21 protein-coding genes are annotated in these 25,116 nt (G+C 33.6%); 12 read left to right on the forward strand and 9 right to left on the reverse strand.

What is annotated here, in order from left to right; translation table 11 throughout:
* Positions 1-58: 58 nt before the first annotated feature.
* Entirely contained in the window at positions 59-1,423 is a 1,365-nt protein-coding gene (gene hemN / locus FQU21_RS08600) for an oxygen-independent coproporphyrinogen III oxidase (RefSeq protein ID WP_147677588.1), read from the reverse strand.
* A gap of 123 nt (positions 1,424-1,546) precedes the next feature.
* Here hemN and FQU21_RS08605 point away from each other — a divergent pair, with 123 nt between their 5' ends.
* From FQU21_RS08605 to FQU21_RS08615, 3 genes are read left to right on the forward strand one after another with little or no spacing between them, the layout of a single operon-like run.
* Positions 1,547-2,176, forward strand: a complete 630-nt coding sequence (locus tag FQU21_RS08605; protein ID WP_147677589.1) for a YceI family protein — start codon at positions 1,547-1,549, stop codon at positions 2,174-2,176.
* A 33-nt stretch (positions 2,177-2,209) separates the two neighbouring features.
* On the forward strand, positions 2,210-2,740 hold the full coding sequence (locus FQU21_RS08610) for an RNA polymerase sigma factor (protein ID WP_147677590.1): 531 nt from the start codon (positions 2,210-2,212) through the stop codon (positions 2,738-2,740).
* Positions 2,741-2,798: 58 nt separating this feature from the next.
* Positions 2,799-3,596 (forward strand): anti-sigma factor, encoded by a 798-nt coding sequence (locus FQU21_RS08615; protein WP_147677591.1) that lies wholly within the window; start codon positions 2,799-2,801, stop codon positions 3,594-3,596.
* 250 nt (positions 3,597-3,846) lie between these two features.
* Here FQU21_RS08615 and FQU21_RS08620 read toward each other — a convergent pair whose 3' ends face one another.
* The 4 genes from FQU21_RS08620 to FQU21_RS17795 all read right to left on the reverse strand — a co-directional run bounded on the left by FQU21_RS08620 (position 3,847) and on the right by FQU21_RS17795 (position 8,716).
* Positions 3,847-6,081, reverse strand: coding sequence for a TonB-dependent receptor (locus tag FQU21_RS08620; RefSeq protein ID WP_187269350.1), 2,235 nt, complete (start codon positions 6,079-6,081; stop codon positions 3,847-3,849).
* A gap of 10 nt (positions 6,082-6,091) precedes the next feature.
* Positions 6,092-7,393, reverse strand: a complete 1,302-nt coding sequence (locus FQU21_RS08625; RefSeq protein WP_147677592.1) for a tetratricopeptide repeat protein — start codon at positions 7,391-7,393, stop codon at positions 6,092-6,094.
* An 86-nt stretch (positions 7,394-7,479) separates the two neighbouring features.
* Positions 7,480-8,037 carry a DUF4331 family protein gene (locus tag FQU21_RS17790; protein WP_147677593.1) on the reverse strand — a complete coding sequence of 186 codons (558 nt, stop codon included), beginning with the start codon at positions 8,035-8,037 and terminating at the stop codon, positions 7,480-7,482.
* Positions 8,038-8,062: 25 nt separating this feature from the next.
* The gene (locus FQU21_RS17795) at positions 8,063-8,716 is read right to left on the reverse strand and encodes a DUF4331 family protein (protein ID WP_147677594.1); all 654 of its coding nucleotides are present in this window, start codon (positions 8,714-8,716) and stop codon (positions 8,063-8,065) included.
* Positions 8,717-8,863: 147 nt separating this feature from the next.
* On the opposite strand from FQU21_RS17795, the gene FQU21_RS08640 reads away from it, so the two are divergent.
* Positions 8,864-10,036, forward strand: coding sequence for an LETM1-related biofilm-associated protein (locus FQU21_RS08640; RefSeq protein ID WP_147677595.1), 1,173 nt, complete (start codon positions 8,864-8,866; stop codon positions 10,034-10,036).
* Positions 10,037-10,299: 263 nt separating this feature from the next.
* Here the strand turns inward: FQU21_RS08640 and FQU21_RS08645 are convergent, their stop codons facing one another.
* Together FQU21_RS08645 and FQU21_RS08650 are read right to left on the reverse strand one after the other, a co-directional pair.
* Positions 10,300-11,271, reverse strand: coding sequence for a type I phosphomannose isomerase catalytic subunit (locus FQU21_RS08645; protein ID WP_147677596.1), 972 nt, complete (start codon positions 11,269-11,271; stop codon positions 10,300-10,302).
* A gap of 16 nt (positions 11,272-11,287) precedes the next feature.
* Entirely contained in the window at positions 11,288-12,304 is a 1,017-nt protein-coding gene (locus FQU21_RS08650) for a LacI family DNA-binding transcriptional regulator (protein ID WP_147677597.1), read from the reverse strand.
* A 129-nt stretch (positions 12,305-12,433) separates the two neighbouring features.
* On the opposite strand from FQU21_RS08650, the gene kduI reads away from it, so the two are divergent.
* The 6 genes from kduI (at position 12,434) to FQU21_RS08680 (ending at position 18,934) form a co-directional block, all read left to right on the forward strand.
* Complete coding sequence (kduI, locus tag FQU21_RS08655) at positions 12,434-13,276, forward strand: 5-dehydro-4-deoxy-D-glucuronate isomerase (RefSeq protein WP_147677598.1); 843 nt, start codon at positions 12,434-12,436, stop codon at positions 13,274-13,276.
* 5 nt (positions 13,277-13,281) lie between these two features.
* Complete coding sequence (locus tag FQU21_RS08660) at positions 13,282-14,076, forward strand: gluconate 5-dehydrogenase (protein ID WP_147677599.1); 795 nt, start codon at positions 13,282-13,284, stop codon at positions 14,074-14,076.
* 12 nt (positions 14,077-14,088) lie between these two features.
* On the forward strand, positions 14,089-15,267 hold the full coding sequence (locus FQU21_RS08665; protein ID WP_246124802.1) for a DUF4861 family protein: 1,179 nt from the start codon (positions 14,089-14,091) through the stop codon (positions 15,265-15,267).
* A 262-nt stretch (positions 15,268-15,529) separates the two neighbouring features.
* Positions 15,530-16,612: a sensor histidine kinase gene (locus FQU21_RS08670; RefSeq protein ID WP_222708003.1), complete on the forward strand. Its 1,083-nt coding sequence runs from the start codon at positions 15,530-15,532 to the stop codon at positions 16,610-16,612.
* A complete protein-coding gene (locus FQU21_RS08675) occupies positions 16,605-17,282 on the forward strand; it encodes a response regulator (protein WP_147677641.1) in 678 nt (225 codons plus the stop codon). The genes FQU21_RS08670 and FQU21_RS08675 overlap by 8 nt, the downstream gene beginning before the upstream one ends.
* 257 nt (positions 17,283-17,539) lie before the next feature.
* Positions 17,540-18,934 carry a TrkH family potassium uptake protein gene (locus FQU21_RS08680; protein WP_147677600.1) on the forward strand — a complete coding sequence of 465 codons (1,395 nt, stop codon included), beginning with the start codon at positions 17,540-17,542 and terminating at the stop codon, positions 18,932-18,934.
* Between the two features lie 142 nt (positions 18,935-19,076).
* Here the strand turns inward: FQU21_RS08680 and FQU21_RS08685 are convergent, their stop codons facing one another.
* Both FQU21_RS08685 and FQU21_RS08690 read right to left on the reverse strand, forming a co-directional pair.
* Positions 19,077-20,078: a TlpA family protein disulfide reductase gene (locus FQU21_RS08685; protein ID WP_147677601.1), complete on the reverse strand. Its 1,002-nt coding sequence runs from the start codon at positions 20,076-20,078 to the stop codon at positions 19,077-19,079.
* A gap of 3 nt (positions 20,079-20,081) precedes the next feature.
* Complete coding sequence (locus tag FQU21_RS08690; RefSeq protein ID WP_147677602.1) at positions 20,082-22,040, reverse strand: protein-disulfide reductase DsbD family protein; 1,959 nt, start codon at positions 22,038-22,040, stop codon at positions 20,082-20,084.
* 571 nt (positions 22,041-22,611) lie between these two features.
* Here FQU21_RS08690 and FQU21_RS08695 point away from each other — a divergent pair.
* A complete protein-coding gene (locus FQU21_RS08695; protein ID WP_147677603.1) occupies positions 22,612-24,129 on the forward strand; it encodes a TolC family protein in 1,518 nt (505 codons plus the stop codon).
* Between the two features lie 11 nt (positions 24,130-24,140).
* Positions 24,141-25,115, forward strand: a complete 975-nt coding sequence (locus tag FQU21_RS08700; protein WP_147677604.1) for an HlyD family secretion protein — start codon at positions 24,141-24,143, stop codon at positions 25,113-25,115.
* Position 25,116 lies beyond the last annotated feature (1 nt).

Raw genomic sequence — 25,116 nt, forward strand, 5'->3', positions numbered from 1 at the left:
ATTGTTAATACTAATAAATTTAAACATACAAGATGGTTAAAATATTTTCACACTAGGCTTAAACCGTCATGGAGAACAGTTGTGCACCGGGTTGTTTACGTTGTAATAAAACATCGAAAGCCATACATATATTTCGAACAAAGGGTTGTCCTTTTTCGGTAACTTCAATACTATTCTGTTTTATTTTAACCAAACCGTCTTGCTTCATTTCCTTTAATTGTGCTAAAGCCGCTGGCAACTCAGGAAAGTAAAGTTGCTCACTAGACCAACTGGTTTTAAAACGACACATTAAATTTAGAATATGTTTTCTAATTATCAAATCTTCCTCGTTTAAAATATGCCCTCTATAAACAGGTATAATATGATCGTTTAATAAATTATAATAACTCTCTAAACCTTTTACGTTTTGCGCAAACCCATACCAGCTATCACTTATTGACGACACGCCTAAACCAATCATAGCTTGCGTTTTAGAAGCCGTATACCCCATAAAATTACGGTGTAAGTTTCCATTTTCCATAGATTGAAATAAACTATCGGTTTTTAAGGCGAAGTGATCCATTCCTATTTCATGATAGCCTACTTCGGCTAATATTTTTTTACCTAATTCATACTGCTTTCTTTTTAATTTTGGAGTTGGTAAATCTTCATCATTAAAACCACGTTGCCCATTTCCTTTTATCCACGGCACATGCGCGTAACTGTAAAAAGCCAATCGATCTGGTAAAAGTGCTTTTGTTTTTAAAATAGTAGATTCTACATGTTCTATAGTTTGAAATGGTAAACCGAAAATAATATCGTGACCTACGGATGTATACCCTATTTCCCTAGCCATTTCGGTCGCTCGTTTTACGTTTTCGAAGGGTTGAATTCGGTGAATGGCTTTTTGAACCGTTTCATTATAATCTTGCACACCGTAACTTACCCGTCTAAAACCAACATCAAAAAGCGCTTGCAAATGTTCACGCGTGGTATTATTAGGGTGTCCCTCGAAACTAAACTCGTAATTATTGGCTAAAACCGATTGGTTTAAAATACCATTAATTAATAGTTTTAAATGCTCTGGACTAAAAAAGGTTGGCGTACCACCTCCAAGATGTAATTCTTTAATAATTGGCTTTTCATCCAATAATTCTAAATATAAATCCCACTCTTTTAAAACAGCATTTATATATGGAGATTCCACGCTGTGTTGCTTAGTAATGCGTTTGTTACAACCGCAAAAAGTGCATAAACTTTCGCAAAAAGGAAGGTGAATATAAAGACTAATCCCTTCTTTGGAATTACTTTCTTTAAACGATTTTACTAATGTTTGCTTCCATTTATGCAATGAAAACGTCTCATTATTCCAATACGGAACCGTAGGATAACTCGTGTATCGAGGTCCGGAAACATTATATTTATCGACTAATGAATTGTGCATATCTAACATTTAATATTCAAAACTATAGGAATCCAATCGTTAAATATATGATATATATCATACCAAATCTTGCAAGGCTCTGAATATTGCCTTAACTTTCGACTAAATAAAAAAACTAAAAAAATGAAAAAAATAAGTATTCTTCTATTTGTACTAGCTATAAGCTTAGCGGCTTGCAAAAACGAAAAAAAAGAAAGTAAAACAGAAGCAACTCCAGAAGCTGCAACCGCTGTAAAATATGTAGTAAAACCACAAGGAACCTCGGTAAAATGGACCGCTTATAAAACCACAGAGAAATTACCAGTTGGTGGCGAATTTAAAATTTTAAAATTCGAAAACAAAACAGGTGCAACTCCAGAAGAAGCCTTAAACAATTTAAGCTTTTCTATCCCGGTTAGTAGTGTATTTACTAATGATGCCACCAACACCAGAGACGCAAAAATTAGAGCGTCCTTTTTTGGAGCTATGCTTGACACCGAATTTTTAAAAGGCACCATTAAATATAATAATGGGTCATATTCTGCTGCAATTACCATGAATGGTGTTACTAGCGATTTACCTTTAGACGTAAAAATTACTGAAGAAAGACGTGTAGTTATGACGGGAGTTATGAATTTAAAAGACTGGAACGCCCTTGGTGCTTTAGAATCGCTAAACAAAGTATGTTTCGATTTACATAAAGGATCAGATGGCGTTAGCAAAACATGGGAAGATGTTGCTATAGAAGTTAAAACTTTTTTACGCGAAAACTAAACAACAAAATACCTTTAACTTTTAAAAGCCTGCATGAATCTAGATATTCTAGTCGAAAAATTTAAACAAAAAGACGAAAAGGCTTTTGAAACCTTATACGCCATGTATAGCGAAAGCATGCATGGCGTTATTTTTAACATTGTTAGAAATAATGATATTGCCGAAGAAGTGATGCAAGATGTTTTTATAAAAGCATGGCATAAATCGGACACTTACTCAAGTCAAAAAGGCCGTTTCTTTACATGGATTTTAAACATTGCGCGTAATGCAGCAATCGATAAAACCCGCTCTAAAAACTTTAAGAAAACCAAACAAAACCTTGATGCCTCTTTTTTCGTAGATATAATTGAAGGCCATGATAGCTTAGATGATAAAACAGATGCTATTGGTATAAAAGGCTATGTAAATAAATTGGCTAAAAAATGTATTGAAGTCATAGAGCTACTTTACTTTAAAGGTTATACCCAAACAGAAGCATCCGAAACCCTTAATATGCCTTTAGGCACTATCAAAACAAGAAATAGAAACTGTATAAAAGAACTTAGGAACATGGTTTTAAATTAAAGCCCTGTTCCTAATTAAAACAAAGAAGTTAAAACTGAAGTATTATTTTTAAATTAAAATGGATATTAACGCATACATAGCATCTGGAATTTTAGAGCTTTACGTCGCTGGTTCGCTTTCTGAAAAGGAAAACCAAGAGGTCTATGCGCTTATGCAAAAACACCCCGAAATATTACAAGAAGTTTTAGAAATTGAAGCCGCCGTAATTAAACTTACCGCTGCTACAGCGCCTAAAAACAAAAACCTGATATTAAATAATATAAAAAAAGCTTTAGGTTTTAAAGGAAATAACGATACTAAAGTGATTTCAATCACTAAATTCAACTGGATTACTTATACCGGTTGGGCGGCATCTGTTGTTTTGGCTGCTGGATTACTTTGGACCATAAACCAAAACAAAACCTTACAATCCCATATTAAAGTCGCTCAAGTAAAAGAAGCCTTATTAGAAACTCAAATTGCTAATTCTAAAAATAGTTTAGAAGAAGCACAAACGCTAGTTTCCGTTTTACGAGACGATGCCATTACCAAAATACCTTTAACGGGTCAAGGAAATTTTGCAGACACTTATGCCAAGGTTTATTGGGATAAAAAAGAGCAACGTATATTTTTAGATGCTCAAGGTTTACCAGAACCTCCAGAAGGAAAAGTATACCAAGTTTGGTCTTTAAAACTGAGTCCGCTAACCCCTACCAGCTTAGGAACTATCGATGATTTTGCTACAGATGCTAACAAAATATTCGAAATTGCAAACGCCAACCAAAGTGAAGCTTTCGGTATAACGCTAGAACCTGCGGGTGGTAGCGAAACCCCAACTATGGAGTTCCTTTATACGCTTGGTGTTGCTTCTAGCTAATTCATTAAAACAAAGTATTTACTTAATTTTTATTCCTCCTATGACTAGGAAAAGGGACAGATATATTCTATTCTTTTCATCTTTAATTTATAAACATCTCACTGAATCCAGAATATCTCGGCAAAAAAAAACACCCGATTATATTTCTACAATCAAGTGTTTTACCTAAAAAACCAACAAAATCAATCACTAAATTCCTGGTTCTATCTTTATCCGTTTTAAATATTAATACATCTAAAACGGCTTTTAATTAAAACTTATAACGAATAGACACTTTACTTGAAAAAGGTGTCCCCGGTGTAAAGTGAATTTCCTCAACAGCGGCTGTTTCATTTTGTAAACGCGACGTTGTTGCAAATTGGGTTTCATTCCATTCGGTATCAAAAATATTTTCTATCGACAGACCAAAAGTTAATTTATTGATGGTATAATTCACATTAAAATCACTCACAAAATAGCCGTGAGCTACAATACTATTATCTTCATTTGCTGGTCTATCATCAATATATCTAAACCGAAGTCCTCCAGAAAAACCTTTAAATTTATTAACAGTAAGTCCACCGGTTAAAGTAAAATCTGGCGCTAATGGAATATAATCCTCACCAGCGGCTTCTTCAATACTTCTCGCTTTTGTAAATGTTGCATCAGAATTAAAAAACAACCAATCGTTAATTTGGTATCTAAAACCAAAATCGGCTCCATAACGTCTGGTTCTACCACTGGGTTCCACTATACCTGCATCTCCCACATAAACAAATTCTTGTTCTAAAAACAAATACCATAAAGCAGAATTAACCACTAATTTTGGTGTGGGTTTCCATATATTTCCTAAGTCTACCCCATAGGCTTTGGGTAGCACATTTTCATTGGCATTACTAACCACCACTCTGGTATCATTAGAGTGAAAACCAATTCCCGATTTTAAATACAATTGAAGATTATCCTTCGCTTCATAAAAGAAATTTAGTTTAGGAAGTAAAATGGTTTTATCTTCGGCTAACGAAGTATAGGTTGGTTGTAACTTATCGTTGTACATAAATTTAAAATGCTCTAAACGTAACGCTGGAGCAATGGTTAACTTTTCAAACTCAAACTCTGCATTTACAAAGATATTAGCATTTGTTTGGTTAATATCTCCTAGTTTCACCTGCTCTATGGTCGTTGTTCTGTTTAATGTTTTAGATAGCTCGGTATCATTTGCAACATCATTTCTTAACCCCACTCCTGCACTTAATTTTAAAGGGGTATTCCCTAAATATGTATCGTGAATAAGTGTACTATTAAATCCAAAAATATCACGATCTTCAACTTGTTTAATTTGATCGCCATTTATAGGGTCTTCTAAAAAGAATGTAAAATTAGAGAATAATTCGAACGCTGTATGCGTGTAAAACATATTCGTTTTTAACCTGGTATCCTCATTAATGTATTTGCTGTATTCTACATTTAAATTAGTACGTTGGGTATTCCCGCCCTCAGTATCATCAATAGCGCCAAATCTAGAAATGTTACCGTTATCAACTTCACGTTGCGGAATTTGTCCAGACGCATCCCATCGGCTTGTAAAATGAGAAACCGTTAAACTTAATTTATTATTTAAAGGTGAAATATGCGTGTATTTACCAAATAAATTTAATCTATTAAAATTTTGAGGAGACTCAAAAGGGCCATCGTTTTCCATATATTCCAATGCCACATAAGCATTTTCATTTTTAGAATCGCCTAATAAATCGAACATCCCTAAAGTTCGTAACGCATTAAATTGCCCAATAGACACCGATATTTCACTATCCTTAATATAATCTTTAGTAGAGAAATCTACATAACCAGCCGTATTAAAATCACCTTTATCAGCATAATAACTTCCTTTACCAAAATCTATTTTATCAACGGTTTCGGCTATTAAAAAGTGTAAATCACTATACCCTTGTCCGTGTGCATGCGATACCATATTTACCGGCATACCATCTACAGAAATGGCCACATCGGTACCGTGATCCACATCAAAACCTCTTAAAAAAAGTTGTTCGGCTTTACCTCCACCTGCATGCTGACCAATAATTAAGCCTGGTACTTTTCGTAACACTTCTTGAGACGAATTTACCGGAGCAATATTTAAATCTAATCTAGACATCGTGCTAAGCGCATTTACTTGCTCATTGAGGTGTAATTCTTCTAACTGAAATATTTTTTCGTGGAGTTTAATTTTTAATCCATCAGAAAAAGCAGCATTATTTAAAATTAAAACTTCATTCTTATAACCTAAAAGTCCTACTCTTAGGGAATCTCCTAATTTATTTCCTTCTAAAACAAATACACCATTTGCAGAAGAATGCGCATGTGTTTCAGAACTTATATTATAAATATAAGCAGCTTCTAAAGGCTGATTATTTTCATCAAACACCTCTCCTTTAACACGTTGGGAGTAGCCTAAATTTATACAAAACACGACGAGAAATACTAAAGTATAATTACTCAAATTCATCAAAATTAGTTTAAATATTATTAATTTTTAAAGCCATTATTGGACCAAGTTCAAAAATACTACTATCTAGTTCTTTTCTTACTTTTTCACATTTTTTTAACTTTTTGTTTACCTTATATATTTCAGCTAAATGATACAATACATCAGGTTCCGAAGTTTTTCCAACAACATGCTCCTCCATAATAGACATCGCCTTTTTGTACTTACCTAAATTAAAATAAGACCAAGCCAGTAAATCGTAGGATTGTGGTGTTGGCCGGTTAGTAATTTCGGTTAATGCTATTTCTAAAGCCTTAGCTTTATTCTCATCATCTTCAGCAAATAAAAGTACATTATATTTATTGTACATATCGCCATATAGCGTGTTACTTACGGCTTTTTTATACAAAGCTAATTGCTCATGCTTCATTTTATCATCTTTTAAATATTCAGCAATTTCTGCTTGTAACAAATAATAATCTGGAGATTGATGCGCTTTTACAGCATAATCTAAAATACGTAAGGCTTCTTCTGGATTTTTTTCATAAGAATATACAATCCATGCAATCCCTTTTTTGGAATAAGCATCTTGCGGATCAATTTCTAAGGCTTTTAAATAAAGGTTATATGAGTCTTCTATATTTCCAGCATGCCCATAATAATCAGCTAGATTAGTATATACCCATTTTTTGGTTGCGGGTATATTCGTGCTTTCTGCCATTGTTTTTGCACGTTCCATATATTTGATGGCTGCATCTAAATCGCCACGATGATCCGACCATTTTGAGAGACGAATTAAATAATCGAAATCCGAAAAATCTTTAAATGTATCTAAATACGCTTTAGCGGTATCAAAACCTCCAATTTCTAAATGCACATCGAATAACATTTTTTGTGTACTTTTTAAATGTTCTCCAATATCCTCTGCTTTTTTAAGTAACTCTAAAGCTTCTTTGAATTTATGTTGCGATATATAATTTCTAGCTAATGCCCGTAAATATCCAGAGTTCATGTAGTTTACTGCCCGGTTAGCTTTTAGTAAATTTTCCTCGGCTTCTTTTAAAGATTCTATTTTACCAGTTACCTCAAAAATTTGAGATTGTGACGCTGAAACTTTGACTAAAAAAGGAAATTGATTTGGTGTTTTTTCTAATTTTTCTTTCCAAAATTTTAAATCTTCTAGTGCTAATTCTAAGTTTTTATTATCTCCAACTTCTAAAAAAGCATTGTAATCTTTTGGGGCTGTTATTTTAATATCTTGATTATTGCAGCTGACAAATAAAGAGGCCAACAATACAAAAACCAATGGATTAATTATTTTAGTGATTTTCATGATTTTGATTTTTTTAGGTGTTGTTTTTAATTTGAAAAAAAAGAGGTTGTTTTTTAAGAAGCATTAAACAACCTCTAGATTAGCTTCTACCAAGGAGAGGCTAGATATGGAAATGAGGACAAAAAATCTTTATCGTTTGCACTTACATTATCATTAGATAGTTGGGGGTTTTCAGAAAAATCTTCACCGCCAAAAATTAACAATAACTCAACAGTAATAACATCATCTGCTAAAGCGCGTCCGGTTAAAACATTGGTACCATCGTAAAATGTAGTGATACCGTCTAAGGATACATTTAAAACATCGGTTGCTAATAAACCCGTAAATGTTGCTGCATCAAGCATGAGTGCATTTTTATCATCCGCATTAGCATAAGCAGGACTCAACGCTTCTAAATTAGTTTGAAACATAGATTGAAATGCAGCATTTTGTTCGGAAGGAATGGTAACATTAAAGGCATCTTTACTTGCGCTTGATACAAATACCGTATTAACAGCAGGCCTTCCCATTTGATCTTGTTGCCTATATGTTCCCGAAAAATCAGGTTGATTTTCCATCATTGTATTATTATCGTCGTCTGTAGAGCAATTAAACACTAGACATGATAATGCAAATACGACACTTATTCTTTTTATAGTTTTCATAATTATAATTTTAAATTGTTAGTTATTATTTCTTTTTAGATTCTACCCAAGTATTAATAGTTCCAGAGCCACCAATCATACTTTTTGGAACTTCTACTACAATAGACATCACGTTAGTTCCCGCAAACGTATCGGCTCCTGGATCGTTAAAACCGTTTGCTGTACCTCCAATAATGGCAGAATATTGAGCAAAATCCATAAAAAACGGATCGTCTCTTGGTCCTGCAAAAAAGGTCATACCCATAGTATTCGTTTCGGTTACTGCCGCTTCCCCATAAGCGGTGATATCGACCCAACCTGTATTAACTGCTGTGGTTGCAATGGTACTGTTTAGCCCTGTTTGCGATGGCGCAACGGGACCAAAAAAGTACATTTTCCCATCTCTCGGAATAGCTTGAATAACTAAGTCTTCAACATTATCACCATTGGTATCAATATTAATTTCTACCAATACACTTTCGTCAAAGACCGCATCGGCAGAAGCACTTGGACTAATTAAACCTTGCACATTAGCAACAAACACAAGGTTATTTGTGTTTTCACCTTGAAAGGCATAAAAATCTGTAATATCACTTGAGCCACCTTGTACTGCTGGCGCATCAATATGATCTGCCGCTACAATGAAGAAGCTAGCAGCAGCCACTACCCCAATTCCTAATACTTTTTTTAGATTTTTCATAATTTTTGAAATTTTGTTAATTTTTAAATTCACCATACCTACGAAGAAATAAACAGGTCGGTTTTGTTAAAACTATGTTAAATCAAAAAACTTGTTTATTATTAGATATAAAATTTATCTTTACTCCATATTAAAAATTAATAGAGAATGAACCCATCGGCTTCTGGTTGGATAAATAAATTGCTAATAGATGTTAGTAAAAATGATGTTCTATTTAATTTAAAAAAAGACTGGTTTTACAAATCTTTAAGAGATTCTGGTTTTATATATGGAAGTAATTTAACGGTTGTTGAACATGCTTTTAACCATAAAAACCTAACTGAAGATGAGTTATGTAAAACAAATTTATGCTTAGCATTTTTATATACCCATAAAAAATCGGGCTCTAAAGTTGACTTTGTTGATAGTGTAATTGGGTTTTATTCTGCTATTAAGGAATTAAAAAGTTCTTTCTTTCAAAACCTATTAGGTGAAAAAAAATCGAGCGAACAACTTGAAAAAATAATTAATAGGCGGGTACAAATAGATGCCAATGTTTTAACAAAAAACTTTAATTATTTTATTATAAATGCACTGCTTTATATTGATGTTTTAGCCTACCAAACATATTTATTAGAAAACGGTATTTCAATTTCATATTTAAAAAACTTAGAAGCTGCTATTACCTCTATTTCTTTAGAAGTACTTAATGCAAAAACCACCAAGAACAAATATGACGAAAGTTTAATTAAATTATTTGAATCTTCGTTACGCTACCAAAACAACCAACTTATTGATTACGCTCAGGCTATAGCTATGGTAAAAACCTCTAAAGAAGCCTATTATATTTTAGATATTGCTTGTATGGCCTCGTGGACCGACGCTATAATAGATGATAAAGAATATCAATTTCTTGTAAAATTAGGTCGCGATTTAAAACTTAATAACGAGCGTATTGCACAATCCATTAAAACGGTTAACACGTTTTACACAACCAACAAAGATAATATTGCGCTTTTAAGTTCTAAAAACATTGTACATAGTTTTTATAACAATTCTAGCAAAATGGTACACAAACTTATTACTAGAAATAGTAAGCGGTTGTATCGAGAATTAAAAGACAGTAAAGAGCTTATGATTCTACTAACACAATCTACCATAAGAGATTTAACGAAAGAGGAACAAAAAAAAGTTCAAGATCAATTATTAGACATTTTTAAATCGATTCCTAGCTTAGCTATTTTTTTACTGCCCGGAGGTGCTATATTGCTGCCTTTAGTAATTAAATTTATCCCCAAATTATTACCCTCGGCATTTGATGAGAATAGAATAAAAAAATAGATCCACATTCTTATTTAATTGTAATGACCTATAATACAATTAAAGGTACTGCAAAATATTTAAAAGTCTCCACTTCTATTATTTACAAAAGTACTAGCTAATCTTAGTTAAAAGTAAATTTAGTAATACTGAAAAACAAAAAAACTCCAAGCTATAGCTTAGAGTTTTTATTACCTCTATTAAATAAATAAGGAAGCATATGTGCCAAGGTTATTATGTAACGAGATCTAAATAAGCTGTTTTTTAAAGTTTATATTAAGTTATTATAGATAAATTTCTAATAAATCGGCTTGTGAAGCACTTAGTTTAACAGCCTCTATACTCGCTGGCAATAATAATGTTTCTCCTATGTTTAATGTGTAAATTTTTCCAGAATACGTGATTTCCAAATTTCCGTCAACGCACATATAAATAACGAAAGAGTCTAAATTAGAATAATCTTTTTCCAACTCATTTTCAACCTTGATAAAATTGGTTTTAAAATATGGTGAATGCACCAACTTATTAGCTGTATTCACTTTAGTTTCATAAGGTGTTTTAAACGCGCTATGGTAAGTAAAATCTATGGCATCTAAAGCTAGATCATTATGTAATTCACGCTCTTTACCTGTTGTTGCATCTACTCTATTATAGTCGTATATACGGTAAGTAACGTCGGAAGTTTGCTGAATTTCGGCCAATAAAACACCAGAACCTATAGCATGAATTCGCCCTGTAGGAATATAAAAAGTATCCCCTTTTGCTACTGTTTCATGATGCATAACATTTAAAATGGTATCTTCTTCTAAATGTTTTTGGTATTCCTCCTTATTAATTTCTGTTTCAAAACCAACAATAAGTTCTGCATCTTTATCGGCTTGCATTACATACCACATTTCGTTTTTCCCAAAGGAATTATGACGTGTCTTAGCCAGCTCATTACTTGGGTGTACTTGTATGGATAACGGCGTTTTGGCATCTATAAATTTAATAAGTAACGGAAAATCCTCACCAAAAGCACTATAAACAGCTTCGCCAACAAATGCGCCTTTAAAACTACTAATCAATTGTTTTAGAGTTTGCCCTTTAAGTTCACCATTTAACACCTGAGTTTCATCGCCTTTTACGTCCGAAATTTCCCAAGATTCACCAATACTATTTTCACTATAATCTTTATTGAGTTGTGTTTTTAATTTTTCACCACCCCATAATCTGTATTTGTATAGTGGCTCGAATTTTAAAGGATAAAGTTTCATTTGATTTGATTTTAATTTATTTTTTGGATGAATTTCGTTCAATTAAATGTGCATCTATTAATATGGTATGTTCTGGTTGAGCCCAATCTTTACTTACTATATGCTTCAAAACTAATTGAGTGGCTACTTTTCCAATCTCAAATCCAGATTGGTCAATAGTGGTAAGTGAAGGTTCTATAATTTCCGAAACGGGTTCGTTACTAAAACCAACAAAAGCTATAGTTTCTGGTATTTTTATATGCTGCTCTTTTACATATTTCATAGCACCGATAGCGGATAAATCGTTTGCTGCAAATACACCATCAATAGGAATATTTTTAGTTAATAATTTTTGCATGCTAATATAACCATCTTGCTCCATAAGTCGAGAACTATTAACATATTCTTCGTAATAAATAATACCATATTGCTTTAATGCCGCTTTATATCCCTCAAATCTGTTTTTATAAATTTCTAATTCTTGTGGTCCTGATAAATGCACTATATGTTTACAACCTTGCAAAATTAAATGTTCAGTAGCATCAAAACCGCCTTTAAAATCATCAATGAGCACATTACTAAATCCTGAAATATCGCAATGTCTGTCAAAAAAAATAACTGGTATTCTACTATTTTTTAAGTTTTCTAAATGGTCGTAATTCAAGGTTTCCATTGAAACCGAAATTAATAAGCCATCTACCCTGTTTGCAACTAAACCGTCTACTATTTTTTTTTCACGCTCCAACTGTTCTAACGACTGGCAGATAATAACATTATATCCCGCTAAATACGCGGTTTCTTCAATACCTTGTATAGCCGAAGAAAAAAAATGACGAGATATCCTAGGCACCACAACCCCTATAGTGTTTGTAATATTTTTACGCAAATTAGACGCCAACATATTACGCTGATAGCCTAATTCTTGTGCCTTAGATAAAACCCTAACTTTTGTGGCTTTTGTTACTCTAGGACTATCATTTAAGGCTCGAGATACCGTAGAACTATCTATCCTTAAAGCCTTTGCAATATCGTGTATAGTAGGTTTATTACTCAATAGTGATTAATTGAAAAAAATGCGTTTAGTACTCACAAATATAACAAAATCCAATCGATTGTATTTCGATTAAATTTATTATATTTACGTCATAAAAACATTGCAAATTTTATTTAAAAACTAGATATCATGAAAACCAATTATGAAGTACGCTATGCAGCATCACCACAGGATGTAAAATCGTATGATACTACAAGATTAAGAGATGAATTTTTAATTGATAATTTAATGTCTCCAGACGAAGTTAATTTAGTGTATTCTCATTACGACAGATTTATTTCTGGTAGTGCAGTTCCGGTAAACGAAGCCTTAACACTTGAATCTATAGACCCTTTAAAAGCAGATTATTTTCTTGAACGTCGGGAATTAGGAATCATTAATATTGGTGGATCGGGCACGGTAACGGTTGATGGCCAATTATTCCATTTAGATAATCGCGAAGCTTTATATGTTGGTCGTGGAAATAAAGAAATTGTTTTTACTAGTGCATCTAGTGACGCTCCCGCTTTATTTTATTTAAACTCTACGCCTGCTCATAAAGAGTATCCAAACAAAAAAATTGGAATTAACGATGTTGAAGTTGTGGAGTTAGGAGCGCCAGAAACCGCAAATGCAAGAACGCTTAGAAAATACATAGTAAACAGCGTTGTCGATGTTTGCCAATTACAAATGGGAATGACCGAATTAAAAACAGGTTCTGTTTGGAACACCATGCCAGCTCACGTACACGATAGAAGGATGGAAGTTTACTTCTATTTTGATGTACCAAAAGACCAATCTGTGTGTCACTTTATGGGGCAACCTGAAGAAACACGTCATATTTGGATGCAAAATAACCAAGCTGTTATTTCACCCGCATGGTCTATACATTCAGGTTCTGGAACAAGCAACTACACTTTTATTTGGGGCATGGCCGGTGAAAACTTAGATTATGGCGATATGGATCATTGCAAAATAACCGAATTAAAATAATAAAAATGTCAATAAACTTATTTAATTTAACAGGAAAAGTAGCCCTTATTACAGGGGGTACTCATGGTTTAGGACAAGCCATGGCTGAAGGTTTAGGTAACGCTGGTGCTACTTTAGTTATCAACGGGGCATCATCTCAAGACAAACTAGACACGGCCGTAGAACACTATAAATCTCTTGGCATTAAAGCTTCTGGATATCTTTTTGATGTTACAGACGAAGCTCAAGTTATAAAAAATATTGCCGCAATTGAAAAAGAAGTTGGCAATATTGATATTCTAGTAAACAACGCTGGGATTATTAAAAGAACACCTCTTGAAGATATGGAGGTTGAAGATTTTGAAGCTGTAATAAAAGTAGATTTAGTAAGCCCGTTCATTATGTCTAAGCACGTTGTAAAAGGCATGATAAAACGTAAAGAAGGTAAAATAATCAACATCTGCTCAATGATGAGTGAACTTGGCCGAAACACTGTTGGCGCTTACGCGGCGGCAAAAGGAGGCTTAAAAATGTTAACTCAAAACATGGCAACAGAGTGGGCTAAACACAATATTCAAACTAATGGTATTGGTCCTGGATATTTTGCAACCACGCAAACGGCTCCAATTCGTGTAGATGGCCATCCTTTTAACGATTTTATCATTAACAGAACACCTGCTGCACGTTGGGGAAACCCAGAAGATTTGCAAGGCGCAGCTATATTCTTAAGTTCAAAAGCTAGTGATTTTGTTAATGGGCAAGTGGTTTATGTAGATGGTGGCATTCTTGCAACTATAGGTAAACCTTCTAATGAAGATTAATTTAATTAAAATATGATGCATAGAAACAAATTCTTAGTTGGTATACTTTGCGCTGCTATTCTTTCTTCTTGTAATCAAAAAGAAAACACTAAAGCTATTGTTGTAAAAAACACTTTAGATTTTGAAAAAACTTTTGAAACAGTAGAGTTAACCAGTGCTTTTTTAAACGTAACCGACCTAAACACCGTTGGTATTCGCGATACTGAAAACGATGCTTTACAAGTAACGCAAACCGTAGATATTGATGGAGATGGCACGATGGATGAAATTTTATTTCAACCTAAAATTGCTGCAAATTCTGAAAAGATATACGAAATTGTAACCATTACGGAAGCCGAAAAACCAAAAGCTAAAGACCTTTGCTATTCACGCTTTGTACCAGAACGTACAGACGATTATACTTGGGAAAACAATAGAGTTGCTTTTCGTGTTTACGGACCTGTAGCACAAAAAATGATTGAAGATGGCACACCTGGCGGCACACTCTCTAGTGGTGTTGATGCTTGGTTAAAAAAAGTAGAATATCCAATTATTAATAATTGGTACAAAAAGAATGCTATTAAACGTGGGGCATATCATGAAGATTCTCCAGAAGGCCGTGATAATTTCCATGTAGGTGTTAGTAGAGGTGTTGGTGGTATTGCTGTAAAATCGGACACATCATATTATACCTCTAAAAACTACACCAAATGGAGAACCATTACCACTGGCCCTCTTAGAACTAGTTTTTATTTAGAATACGCCAATTGGAATGCTAATGGAAAAACGATTAAAGAATCAAAAGTTATTAGCTTAGATTTAGGAAGTAATTTCTCTAAATTCACCACCCATATTGAAGGTACAGACACTATTTCTGCTGGTTTAACCTTACATGAAAAAGACGGTAAAGTTAACGGCAACCAAGCACATGGCTGGTTAAGCTACTGGCAACCTCATTTTGAAACAGAATTAGGTACTGCTATTATAGCTCCAAAAGGCACTTTTTTGGGTTTTGAAACATACGACACAAACCAAAAAGATTTAAGTAACGCGTATGCACATTTAAAAGTGACAAACAACGAAGTGGTTTATTATTCTGGTTTTGCTTGGAGTGAAAGTAAACAATTTAAAAACCAACAAGAATGGGAATCTTATTTAGATAAGTTTTCAAAACAAATAAATACACCTTTAGAAGTCACTTTGAAGGAGTAATTTTTCCTCCAAAGTTTTTATATTTAAAAAAAAGTGATTATTTTTTCTTTTAAAATAAAGAAAAAATAATCACTTTTTTTTGCTTAAATATGGTGTGTATTTTTATAAAAAATAATTAGCCATTAGGGTATCCTGTTTTACTAATTAACTTAACAAATTTTATTGTTTTTTTTTAAAGTTTCAACCTAAAAAAGAGTTATCTTAAACCTCATCTTCCTTTTTCCAAATAATCTTCATTTAAAAATTAAATTTGTAATAAAAATTGGATTTACTAAAAACTAGAAAATACAGCAAAAAAAAACAATCCTTAATAAGTATTTTAACCATAATAATAAGTGCATTCTTGTGCTTTTTATTAGTAGATTATATAGGGTATAGAGCTGTACCCCTCATTCTTCTATTAATTGTTTCTGTTAATGCGGTTTTATTTGATATTTTACCAGTAATGCTCTCTGCTTTATTAAGTGCTTTAATATGGAATTTTTTCTTTATTCCCCCCATTTTTAACCTCTATGTTGGCACACCAGAAGACGGACTTATGTTTTTAATGTATTTTGTAATAGCCTTAATAAACACTGTTTTTACCTATAAAATTAGGGAAATAGAACAAAAAGAAAGAGACCAAGAAGAAAAAGCCAAAGCTATAAAATTATACAACACATTACTTAGCTCACTCTCACATGAACTAAGAACGCCAATATCAACGATTATTGGAGCCATTGATACTATTAAAGATCATAAAACAACACTTTCTGAAAATAATAAAAATGAACTTTATTCTGAAATTGAAATTGCTAGTTTTAGATTAAATAGACAGGTAGAAAATTTATTAAGCATGAGCCGGCTAGAAGCAGGCTTTATTCAACCCAAAAAAGATTGGTGTGATTTAAATGAGCTTACTTTTACAGTTATTAGGAACATTAAAGACGAAACCATTCCACATAAAATTGAATTCAATCCAAATGAACATTTACCTTTAGTTAAATTAGATAGTGGACTAATAGAGCAAATTATTTATAACATTATTCACAATGCAACCCAATATACGCCAAAACATTCTACAATAATAATTAAATTAAGTCGCAGCGAAACGGCATGTAATATTGAAATTTCCGATAACGGAAAAGGATTCCCAAAAAATGAAATAAATTTTGTTTTTGACAAATTTTACCGCGTAAATAACACCTCGACAGGAGGAACAGGCCTAGGGCTATCCATTGTTAAAGGTTTTTCTGAATCAATGAACGGAACTGTTAGTTTAGAAAATTTACCGCAAGGTGGCGCAAAATTCAGCATTAAAATTCCTTGCGACTTTTCAAAAAACACTAACTTTGAATATGAATAAGGCTGAAATACTCATTATAGATGATGAACCCCAAATTAGAAAATTACTTCAAATAAATTTAGAAAGTAATAACTATAAAGTAATTCAAGCAAGTACAGGTAAAGAAGGCTTAGCTTTATCTGCAAATCATTTACCCAACTTAATTTTACTAGACATTGGCTTACCAGATAAAAACGGGCAACAGGTATTAACAGAATTAAGAGAATGGTATAATAACCCTATTATTATACTCTCTGTACAGGATAACGAAACGGATATTGTTACAGCACTAGACCATGGTGCAACCGATTATTTAACAAAACCATTTAGAACAGGAGAGTTACTAGCTAGGATACGCTCTGCAATTCGACGAAGCCAAAATACGAAAAACATAACCAGCATTATTTGCGGAGATATTGAAATTAATTTGGTTACACGCCAAGTGAAAAAAAATTCTGAAACCATTAAACTCACTTCAACAGAATATAACTTATTAGCTTTATTTGCTAAAAACGAAGGAAAGGTTTTAACTCATCAATTTATTCTCAAAGAAATTTGGGGCTATAGCTACCAAAATGAAACACAATACTTAAGAGTATTTGTAGGCAACCTGCGAAAAAAATTAGAAATTAACCCAAATAATCCGCAACATTTTATAACAGAAAGTGGTGTAGGCTATCGCTTTCAATAATCTTTATAAAATCTTTATACAAAACTACTAAACCTTAATTTTTTACTTATACCATTCACCAGATCTTTGTAGTATAAAAATATTACAAAATGAAATGGGATTTTTTCTATGATGAAACTGAAGGTAATGCCAACAGTACTATTAAAGATTGCTATAAGGATATCCAGCTTGTTACAACACCAACAATACTAGTTCTTTTAGTGACTACTATTTACTATCTACATTAAATTTTTACATTTCTAAAATTTAATTTAAAAATGAAAAAAATCAACAAATTACCTATTAGTAACAACAACAAAAATAAGCAGAGTAAATGGGGGCAAATTAGAAAACAATACCGTAAATTTCAAATAACTCTATCGCCACAACAAAACTTATTGTATGGTTTTTTATGCTACATTTTAATAGGTTGGCTCTTGCTATGCTTACCTTTTACACATAAGCAAACAGCTACAGTTCTGGATAACTTATTTATAGCAACATCGGCAGTTTCAACAACAGGCTTAGTGCCTGTAAGTATCTTTGATACCTATAACGGGTTAGGCCAACTTATAATCATGTTACTTTTCCAAATTGGTGGTATTGGATACATGACGTTCACTTCATTTGTATTACTATCCAAAAAAAGCCCGCTAACACATTGGCATCAGCGCGTTTTAAATGCGGAATTTTCAATGCCCAAGGGTTTTGAAATAAAAGACTTTTTAAGATCTGTAATTATATTCACAATAATAATTGAAACTTGCGGTGCTTTATGCTTTTACATAGGATTTACGCAAGCAGGTGTTGAACACAATTTCGCTATTTGGAGCAGCATTTTTCATAGTGTATCGGCTTTTTGCACGGCAGGATTTGGTCTATATAATGACAGTTTTGAGCAGTTTACCAACAATGCCTTTATAAATACTACAATTTCAGTTTTAGCAATCTGTGGATCATTAGGTTTTATTGTTGTTACCGACTTGTGGAATAGAGTTTCTGGTAAAACTAAAGCTGTTACATACACTACTAAAGTAATATTTGGAATTATTACGAGTTTACTTACTATAGGCACTTTTATGATTTATTTTTTTGAGCCATCATTAAATTCCTTTGGAGAAAACAAACTAATGGTTTCATTTTTTCAATCTATGAGTGCACTAACAACTGTTGGAATTAATACAGTTCCTCTAGGTAATTTCTCTTTAGCTGTTATGCTTATTGTAATTTTTCTTATGTATGTAGGTGCTTCTCCCTCTGGAACGGGAGGAGGCATGAAATCTACTACGCTAACTGCAATAATAGCTATTATCTGGAATAGAATTAGAAACAATAAATCAGCTACTTTTTTCGGGAAAGTAATTCCTCCCGAAAGGCTTTATGTGGCAACGTCAATCTTTATCCTTTATACTACTGTACTTTTTATCGCTACCTTTCTTTTGGCTTTAACAGAAAATTTTTCGCTTAATCAAATACTTTTTGAAACAACCTCGGCTATTGGAACAGTAGGCCTAAGCACGGGTATAACAGGAAGCTTATCTTCTTTAGGAAAAATAATTTTAATTATCACCATGTTCATTGGACGACTAGGGGTTTTAACTTTTGGCTTAGCCATACTTTCGAGAAGAAAGGTCAATAACACAAAAGCTAAAACATGTGATTTAGCCATTTAAAGAAATTTAGAGCTCTTTTAAACTTTTACTAAAACAAGCACCTGTATAAAAAACATATATTTACATCTTTTTATATAGGTACTTATAAGGTTATAGCACAGATAAAAACTGTTATAAAACTAAATGATACACTTTTTACTCGTTATATTTTTAAAGACCTAAACAAAGTTTTTAATTGCGGACTTGACGGTCTTGGAGCATCGGCATCTACCACCTTTCCTTGTGGATCAATTAAAATAAATCTTGGTATGCCTGTAACCTTATAAGCGGTTACAAAAGATCTATCTTTTTTCGCAAATAACTGCACACCAGCAAGTTTTTTTTCTGCAATCATATTTTTCCATTTGGTATGAGCATTTTCATTATCTATAGAAATACTTACAAACTCAATATTTTTACCGTGATAATCTTTTTCAATTGCTTTTAAAAATGGTATTTCTGCTAAACAAGGCGCACACCAAGTTGCCCAAAGATCTATATAAATATATTTTCCTTTTAAATCATCTAAGGACGTGCTGCCACCATTATAATTTTCATAATCTATAAATTTTGGAGAATCCTTCCCGTTTAAAGCCAATAAAACCCGCTTTTTTCCATACATGCTTTGCAGTTCTTTTTCTAAACTTATCACATCATTTTCTTCGCTAGTAATAAATGAAGGCTCCAAACCCTTAGTGTTTTTTAATAAGTCTTTAAAAATTCGACTACTTGCTTTTAATTTATCATTAAAAGCAGTTTCGTCCAGTTTAAACATGGCATCAATATCAAAAACCTCTTCTAATAGCAACGCTTTTTTAGCTAAATAATTACTAGCCTCAGCGCCTTTCCCATCAAAATCTATAGTTTCATCAAAAGCTTTAGTGTCTAAATTCATATTTATATCAAACCCATTTTTTAAATATAAACGCGCTTGCTCTGCACCATCATATAAAAGAAAAACCCCAGGCTCAACCTTTAAGGTATCGGAAAAAGTGCCATCGGGATTCACTTTAATCACTTTTGAAAGTTTCCGATTTCTCACCACTAAAGAATCGGAGTTTTTATTTGTAATAGTCCCTGAAAAGGTTACAAAATTTTTCGATGTTTCTTGCTTGCAAGATGTAAACACCAGTAATGCGGATACTAAATAAATAAAATGCTTCATTTGTTATTTTTTAAATTTTGAAATTCCTTCTTGTAACCAATGACGATAGGCATCGACATCTGGTGTATAACTTACCGGATCTAATAAATTATTTTCATTATGATCCATTAACACATAAAATGGTTGGGTATTCGCTTTGTATTTTATCGTTTGAAGTTCGCTCCACTTCTGACCGATATACTTTAATTTTTTACCCGGTTTTAATTTAGAATCGACCACCTCTCCAGCCTCCAATGGGCGTTTATCATCCACATAAAGCGATATTAACACCACATCATTCTTTAAAATATTGAGTACTTCGGGTTCTGGCCACACGTTTTGTTCCATTTTTCGGCAGTTAACACAGGCCCAACCCGTAAAATCTAACATCACTGGTTTGCCGACTTTTTTAGCGTAAGCCAAACCGGTATCATAATCGTTAAACGCCAAAATATCGTGAGGCGCTAATACATGAGCCCCTTCGGGTATAACGGCATGGGCACTGGCTACGCCACCTCCTAATTTTGTAAATCCAACCCCATAAGGCGATTCGCTATAATATTGCGGTGGTGGGAATGCGCTAATTAAATTTAATGGTGCGCCCCAAAGTCCAGGAATCATATAAATAGTGAAAGTTAAAACTACCAAACCTAAACCTAATCGCCCCACTGAAATGTGTGGTAACGGCGAATCATGAGGTAACTGAATTTTCCCAAAAAGATATAAAGCTAAAGTTCCAAAAACAGCAATCCAAATAGCGATAAATACTTCGCGTTCCAATAAATGACTTTGCATTACTAAATCGGCTTGCGATAAAAATTTAAAAGCTAAAGCCAATTCTAAAAATCCTAAAACCACTTTTACTGTATTTAACCAGCCCCCCGATTTTGGTAACGAATTTAACCACCCCGGAAAAGCCGCAAATAAAGCAAAAGGCAAGGCTATAGCGAATGAAAACCCTAACATCCCAATAATGGGCGCCAAACCGCCTTTGGATGCCGCTTCCACCAACAAGGTTCCTACAATAGGCCCTGTACAAGAAAATGATACAATAGCTAAAGCCAAGGCCATAAAAAAGATGCCGATAAGTCCACCGCGATCGGCTTGAGAATCGACTTTATTCGCCCAAGAATTTGGCAGCATAATTTCGAAAGCCCCTAAAAATGAGGTTGCAAAAATAACCAGTAATAAGAAGAAAACAATATTAAACCAGACATTTGTAGCGAGTGCATTTAAGGCATCGGCTCCAAATATTCCCGTTACCGCAGTACCTAAAAGCACATAAATAACAATGATACAAATACCATAAATAATGGCGTTTTTAATACCAACGGCTTTATTTTTACTTTGTTTGGTAAAGAAACTCACCGTCATAGGAATCATAGGAAAAACGCAAGGCGTTAATAAGGCCGCAAAACCAGATAAAAAGGCGATAAAAAAGATGCCCCACAGTCCTTTTTTAGAACTAGACTCGGTAGCATTGACTGCCGTATCTTGTACTTTTTCTGAGGTTACCGCAACGGCACTATCATGAGCTGCTGAAATTTTAAAACTTAAATCCACTTCCGTAGGTGGTAAACAACGCGAATCATCGCAGACCATAAATTCTACAAAGGCGTTAATGGAGGAAACGCCTTCTGTAAGTCTTACTTTTTGTTTAAAGGTCGCCGATTTTTCGAAGAATTTAATGCGCATCCCGAAAACAGGATCGTCAATGGTGTGTCCGGCTTCTTCCGAAGTATTCCCCACTATTTTAAACAGACCTTCACTATCATCATAAGTAAAAGTGGTTGGTATAGGGCCATCTTCAGGGACTGTTTGCGAATACAAATGCCAGCCCGACTCTATATTGGCTTTAGAAATTAATAAATAATCGGTATCCGATAATTTTTCTACAGATGTTTCCCAAGTTACCGGATCTAAAACTTGAGCTTGGCTTAATAAACCAAATAACAGTGTAAAAAACAAAAATATATGCTTCATGTTTTCTAATTAATGATAATGTTCACTACAGTCTCTAAATTTGATATTACTTTCAAAAAAAAAGTTATATTAAACATTTATTTTAATTTGCTTTCCATAGTAAAAAAAGGCACCTAGTAAAAAAACTTACTCCTAAACACTAGGTTAAAACTAAGGTATTTTACCTTCTTCTTTTGATGAATTCTGCTTAATTTTCAATTAAAAATTGAGGTCATACTTTTCTTCTTAACACCACATTAAATTGAAAAATATAGCAAGTATACTATATAGAGTAAAGAATAAGCAAATACCCCTAATAAAATTATGTTAAAACTTTATATTGAAGATATAGCTATAGTATTACAATTTTATTTCAACCTGAAATTTACAATATTTTAAAAGAAAAACAACAGCCTCCAACAATGAACATTTTTAATTTATAAAAGACTAAACCTTAAGACACCATAGGTGTTCTTGTTTAGTTAACAAACGAAACATGCACCAGATGAAATTGAAAAAAATGATGGATGTCAATAAATCATATCAATTATTTTATTGAAATGATTAAAGTCATATAAATTTAGCCTAAAGAATGCCAACTTTGCATTATCAATCAGACGAAAATTTTATAAAAATGAACGATCGGGTTAACACAAAAAAGGACAAATTATTCATAAAATTAGTTGTTCTAGCCTTAGTTGTGCATACTATTTATGTACCAGCACAAGCACAAAACCTAAGCCTCTCGGAAGCCCTAGAAATAAGCTATTTCAACAACAACAAAATAAAACAATACCACGAGCGCGTAGAACAAAAAATTTACGAAGACCAAGCAGCCAAAGGCAACTTTTTACCGTCTATAAATCTATTGGGTGGCTATACCTACCTTAGTAAAAACATCCAAGTGAACAGCTCTCAAATCTCAAGTTCTTTAGATGAATTAGGCGGTAAATACGGTGCTGCATTTGTAACCGCTTATGGCGATCAAATAGGACTTTCGGGGGTTAGTGCCGAAAGTGTTTTCAGTACGCTAACCAGTGTTTTAGGACAATTTCCATCCTATCCCAATATGGAAATCGACAACCAAAAATTCCCCACCGCCGCATTAGTAGCGACCCAGCCCATATTTACTGGTGGAAAAATAATAGCTGCTAAAAAATATGCTAAAGCCGAATTGAACGCCGCAACTATAGAACTCACTCAAGTAAAAGACGACATTGCCAACGAACTTATTGAACGGTACTTAAACTTGGTTCTTATAAAACAAGTGGTAAAAACCCGTGAAGACGTTTATAACGGCATGCTAAAACACCAAGAACAAGCCAAACGAGCAATTCAATTAGAAATTCTCCCCAAACACGTGCTATTACGAGCACAGGTTGCGGTGGCCAATGCCCAAAAAGATCTAAATAACGACAAAAACAAAGAAGCTTTAGCCCTTATGGCGCTGCGTACCACCATGAATGTACAAGACACCGTAGCCTTTAAAGTTATGGATAGCCTAACTTACAAACCCCTTGACTTAGATTTTGAAGCCTTGTTAAATACCGCTTATGATAAACAACCGGTTTTAGGTTTAATTAACCAAAAAGAAGCCATGGCCAAACAAGCTCTGGCTTTAGAAAAATCTAAATTCATGCCCAATATAGCCGCATTTGGTAGTTATAATATGATGCGTGACGAGCTTTCCATTATTCCTCCTAAATTTATTGTGGGTGTGCAAGCTCAAATAAACCTCTTTAATGGCTTTAAAGATTTCAATCAGTTGAAATCAAAAAAACACTTAAAAAAAGAAGTTCAAAAAGCTAAGGAATATGCATTACAGCAAATTCATTTATTGGTGCAATCCAACTATATAAATGCTATCAACCAACAAAAACTTTATAACAGCCTTTCGGCCACCGTGGCTTTGGCTAAAGAAAATTTACGAATAAATACCAGACGATTTGAAGAAGGCCTTGGAAAATCTATCGATGTGATAGATGCCTCACTTCTTTATGAAAAATCGAAAATAGAGCAATTAGCCGCCTTAAACGATTACTACCAATCTATTGCGAAACTCTATGCCTCCATTGGAGAACCCGAAAAAATAATCCCTTTGATCAATTAATAAGCCTCATGATGAAAAAAGTATATATAACCCTAGTCATCCCTATATTACTCATTGTTTTTGCTATTGTTTTCTTTTTTATTAAAGCCAACACCGAAGCACAAATTGTTTATTCCGGTATGCTAGAAACCACCGAAATTAATGTCGCCTCCGAAATTTCGGGGCGCGTGCATACGCTACTTGTAGAAAAAGGCAGCGCGGTAAAAGCAGGTCAACTATTAGCCACCTTGGAGCCCGATATTTTAAACGCCAAAAAAGGACAGGCACAAGGGATGGTTAACGCCGCAAAATCCTTGTTCAATAAAGCGGAATACGGCGCTAGGAAAGAAGAAATAAACGCACTTCAAAACCAATATCAAATGGCTAAAAGTCAGTTTGATTTTGCTGAAAAAACATACAAACGTTTTCAATCCCTTTACGCCGATAGTATTATTTCTAAACAAGAAATGGACGAAGTTCAGTTTAAATACGACGCTGCTAAAGAACAAATGCAGGCAGCCAAATCGGTTTGGGAAATGGCTAAAAAAGGCACCAGAAAAGAAGATCTTAGCGCAGCTTATGGCAGTTACGAAAGCGCTCAAAGTGCTTATCAAGAAGTAGAAGCTTTTTATGATGAACTTCAAATTGTCGCCCCAAAAGCCGGAATTATCAGTAATCAAATTGCCGAAGCTGGAGAAGTAATGGCGGCGGGTTATCCTATTGTTACTATACAAATTCCAGAAGATATCTATGCCATTATGAATATTCGAGAAGATCAGCTTTCCGAATTTAAAATGGGTCAAATCTATAAAGCCAAAGTGCCTGGCTTAAACCAGGACAGTGTAGAATTTCAAGTGACTTACATCGCACCCATGGCCGATTTTGCCACTTGGGTTCCCATTAAAGCCAAAGGCGAATACGAACTCAAAACCTTTGAAATTCATTTAAAACCTCTGGATCGTATTTCAGAATTAAGACCCGGAATGTCTATTCAAATTTACAAATAAA

The sequence above is a fragment of the Algibacter pacificus genome (assembly GCF_008033385.1).
GTDB lineage: Bacteria > Bacteroidota > Bacteroidia > Flavobacteriales > Flavobacteriaceae > Algibacter > Algibacter pacificus.

What these genes read in the sequence shown, in the direction of transcription:
- FQU21_RS08695 (WP_147677603.1), top strand. Translation starts at nt 22,612, where the DNA reads ATGCCAACTTTGCATTATCAATCAGACGAAAATTTTATAAAAATGAAC.
- FQU21_RS08640 (WP_147677595.1), top strand. Translation starts at nt 8,864, where the DNA reads ATGAACCCATCGGCTTCTGGTTGGATAAATAAATTGCTAATAGATGTT.
- FQU21_RS08605 (WP_147677589.1), top strand. Translation starts at nt 1,547, where the DNA reads ATGAAAAAAATAAGTATTCTTCTATTTGTACTAGCTATAAGCTTAGCG.
- FQU21_RS08690 (WP_147677602.1), bottom strand. Translation starts at nt 22,040, where the DNA reads ATGAAGCATATATTTTTGTTTTTTACACTGTTATTTGGTTTATTAAGC.
- FQU21_RS08625 (WP_147677592.1), bottom strand. Translation starts at nt 7,393, where the DNA reads ATGAAAATCACTAAAATAATTAATCCATTGGTTTTTGTATTGTTGGCC.
- FQU21_RS08615 (WP_147677591.1), top strand. Translation starts at nt 2,799, where the DNA reads ATGGATATTAACGCATACATAGCATCTGGAATTTTAGAGCTTTACGTC.
- FQU21_RS08620 (WP_187269350.1), bottom strand. Translation starts at nt 6,081, where the DNA reads ATGAATTTGAGTAATTATACTTTAGTATTTCTCGTCGTGTTTTGTATA.
- hemN (WP_147677588.1), bottom strand. Translation starts at nt 1,423, where the DNA reads ATGCACAATTCATTAGTCGATAAATATAATGTTTCCGGACCTCGATAC.
- FQU21_RS08685 (WP_147677601.1), bottom strand. Translation starts at nt 20,078, where the DNA reads ATGAAGCATTTTATTTATTTAGTATCCGCATTACTGGTGTTTACATCT.
- FQU21_RS08660 (WP_147677599.1), top strand. Translation starts at nt 13,282, where the DNA reads ATGTCAATAAACTTATTTAATTTAACAGGAAAAGTAGCCCTTATTACA.
- FQU21_RS17795 (WP_147677594.1), bottom strand. Translation starts at nt 8,716, where the DNA reads ATGAAAAATCTAAAAAAAGTATTAGGAATTGGGGTAGTGGCTGCTGCT.
- FQU21_RS08645 (WP_147677596.1), bottom strand. Translation starts at nt 11,271, where the DNA reads ATGAAACTTTATCCTTTAAAATTCGAGCCACTATACAAATACAGATTA.
- FQU21_RS08700 (WP_147677604.1), top strand. Translation starts at nt 24,141, where the DNA reads ATGAAAAAAGTATATATAACCCTAGTCATCCCTATATTACTCATTGTT.
- kduI (WP_147677598.1), top strand. Translation starts at nt 12,434, where the DNA reads ATGAAAACCAATTATGAAGTACGCTATGCAGCATCACCACAGGATGTA.
- FQU21_RS08610 (WP_147677590.1), top strand. Translation starts at nt 2,210, where the DNA reads ATGAATCTAGATATTCTAGTCGAAAAATTTAAACAAAAAGACGAAAAG.
- FQU21_RS08665 (WP_246124802.1), top strand. Translation starts at nt 14,089, where the DNA reads ATGATGCATAGAAACAAATTCTTAGTTGGTATACTTTGCGCTGCTATT.
- FQU21_RS08675 (WP_147677641.1), top strand. Translation starts at nt 16,605, where the DNA reads ATGAATAAGGCTGAAATACTCATTATAGATGATGAACCCCAAATTAGA.
- FQU21_RS08680 (WP_147677600.1), top strand. Translation starts at nt 17,540, where the DNA reads ATGAAAAAAATCAACAAATTACCTATTAGTAACAACAACAAAAATAAG.
- FQU21_RS17790 (WP_147677593.1), bottom strand. Translation starts at nt 8,037, where the DNA reads ATGAAAACTATAAAAAGAATAAGTGTCGTATTTGCATTATCATGTCTA.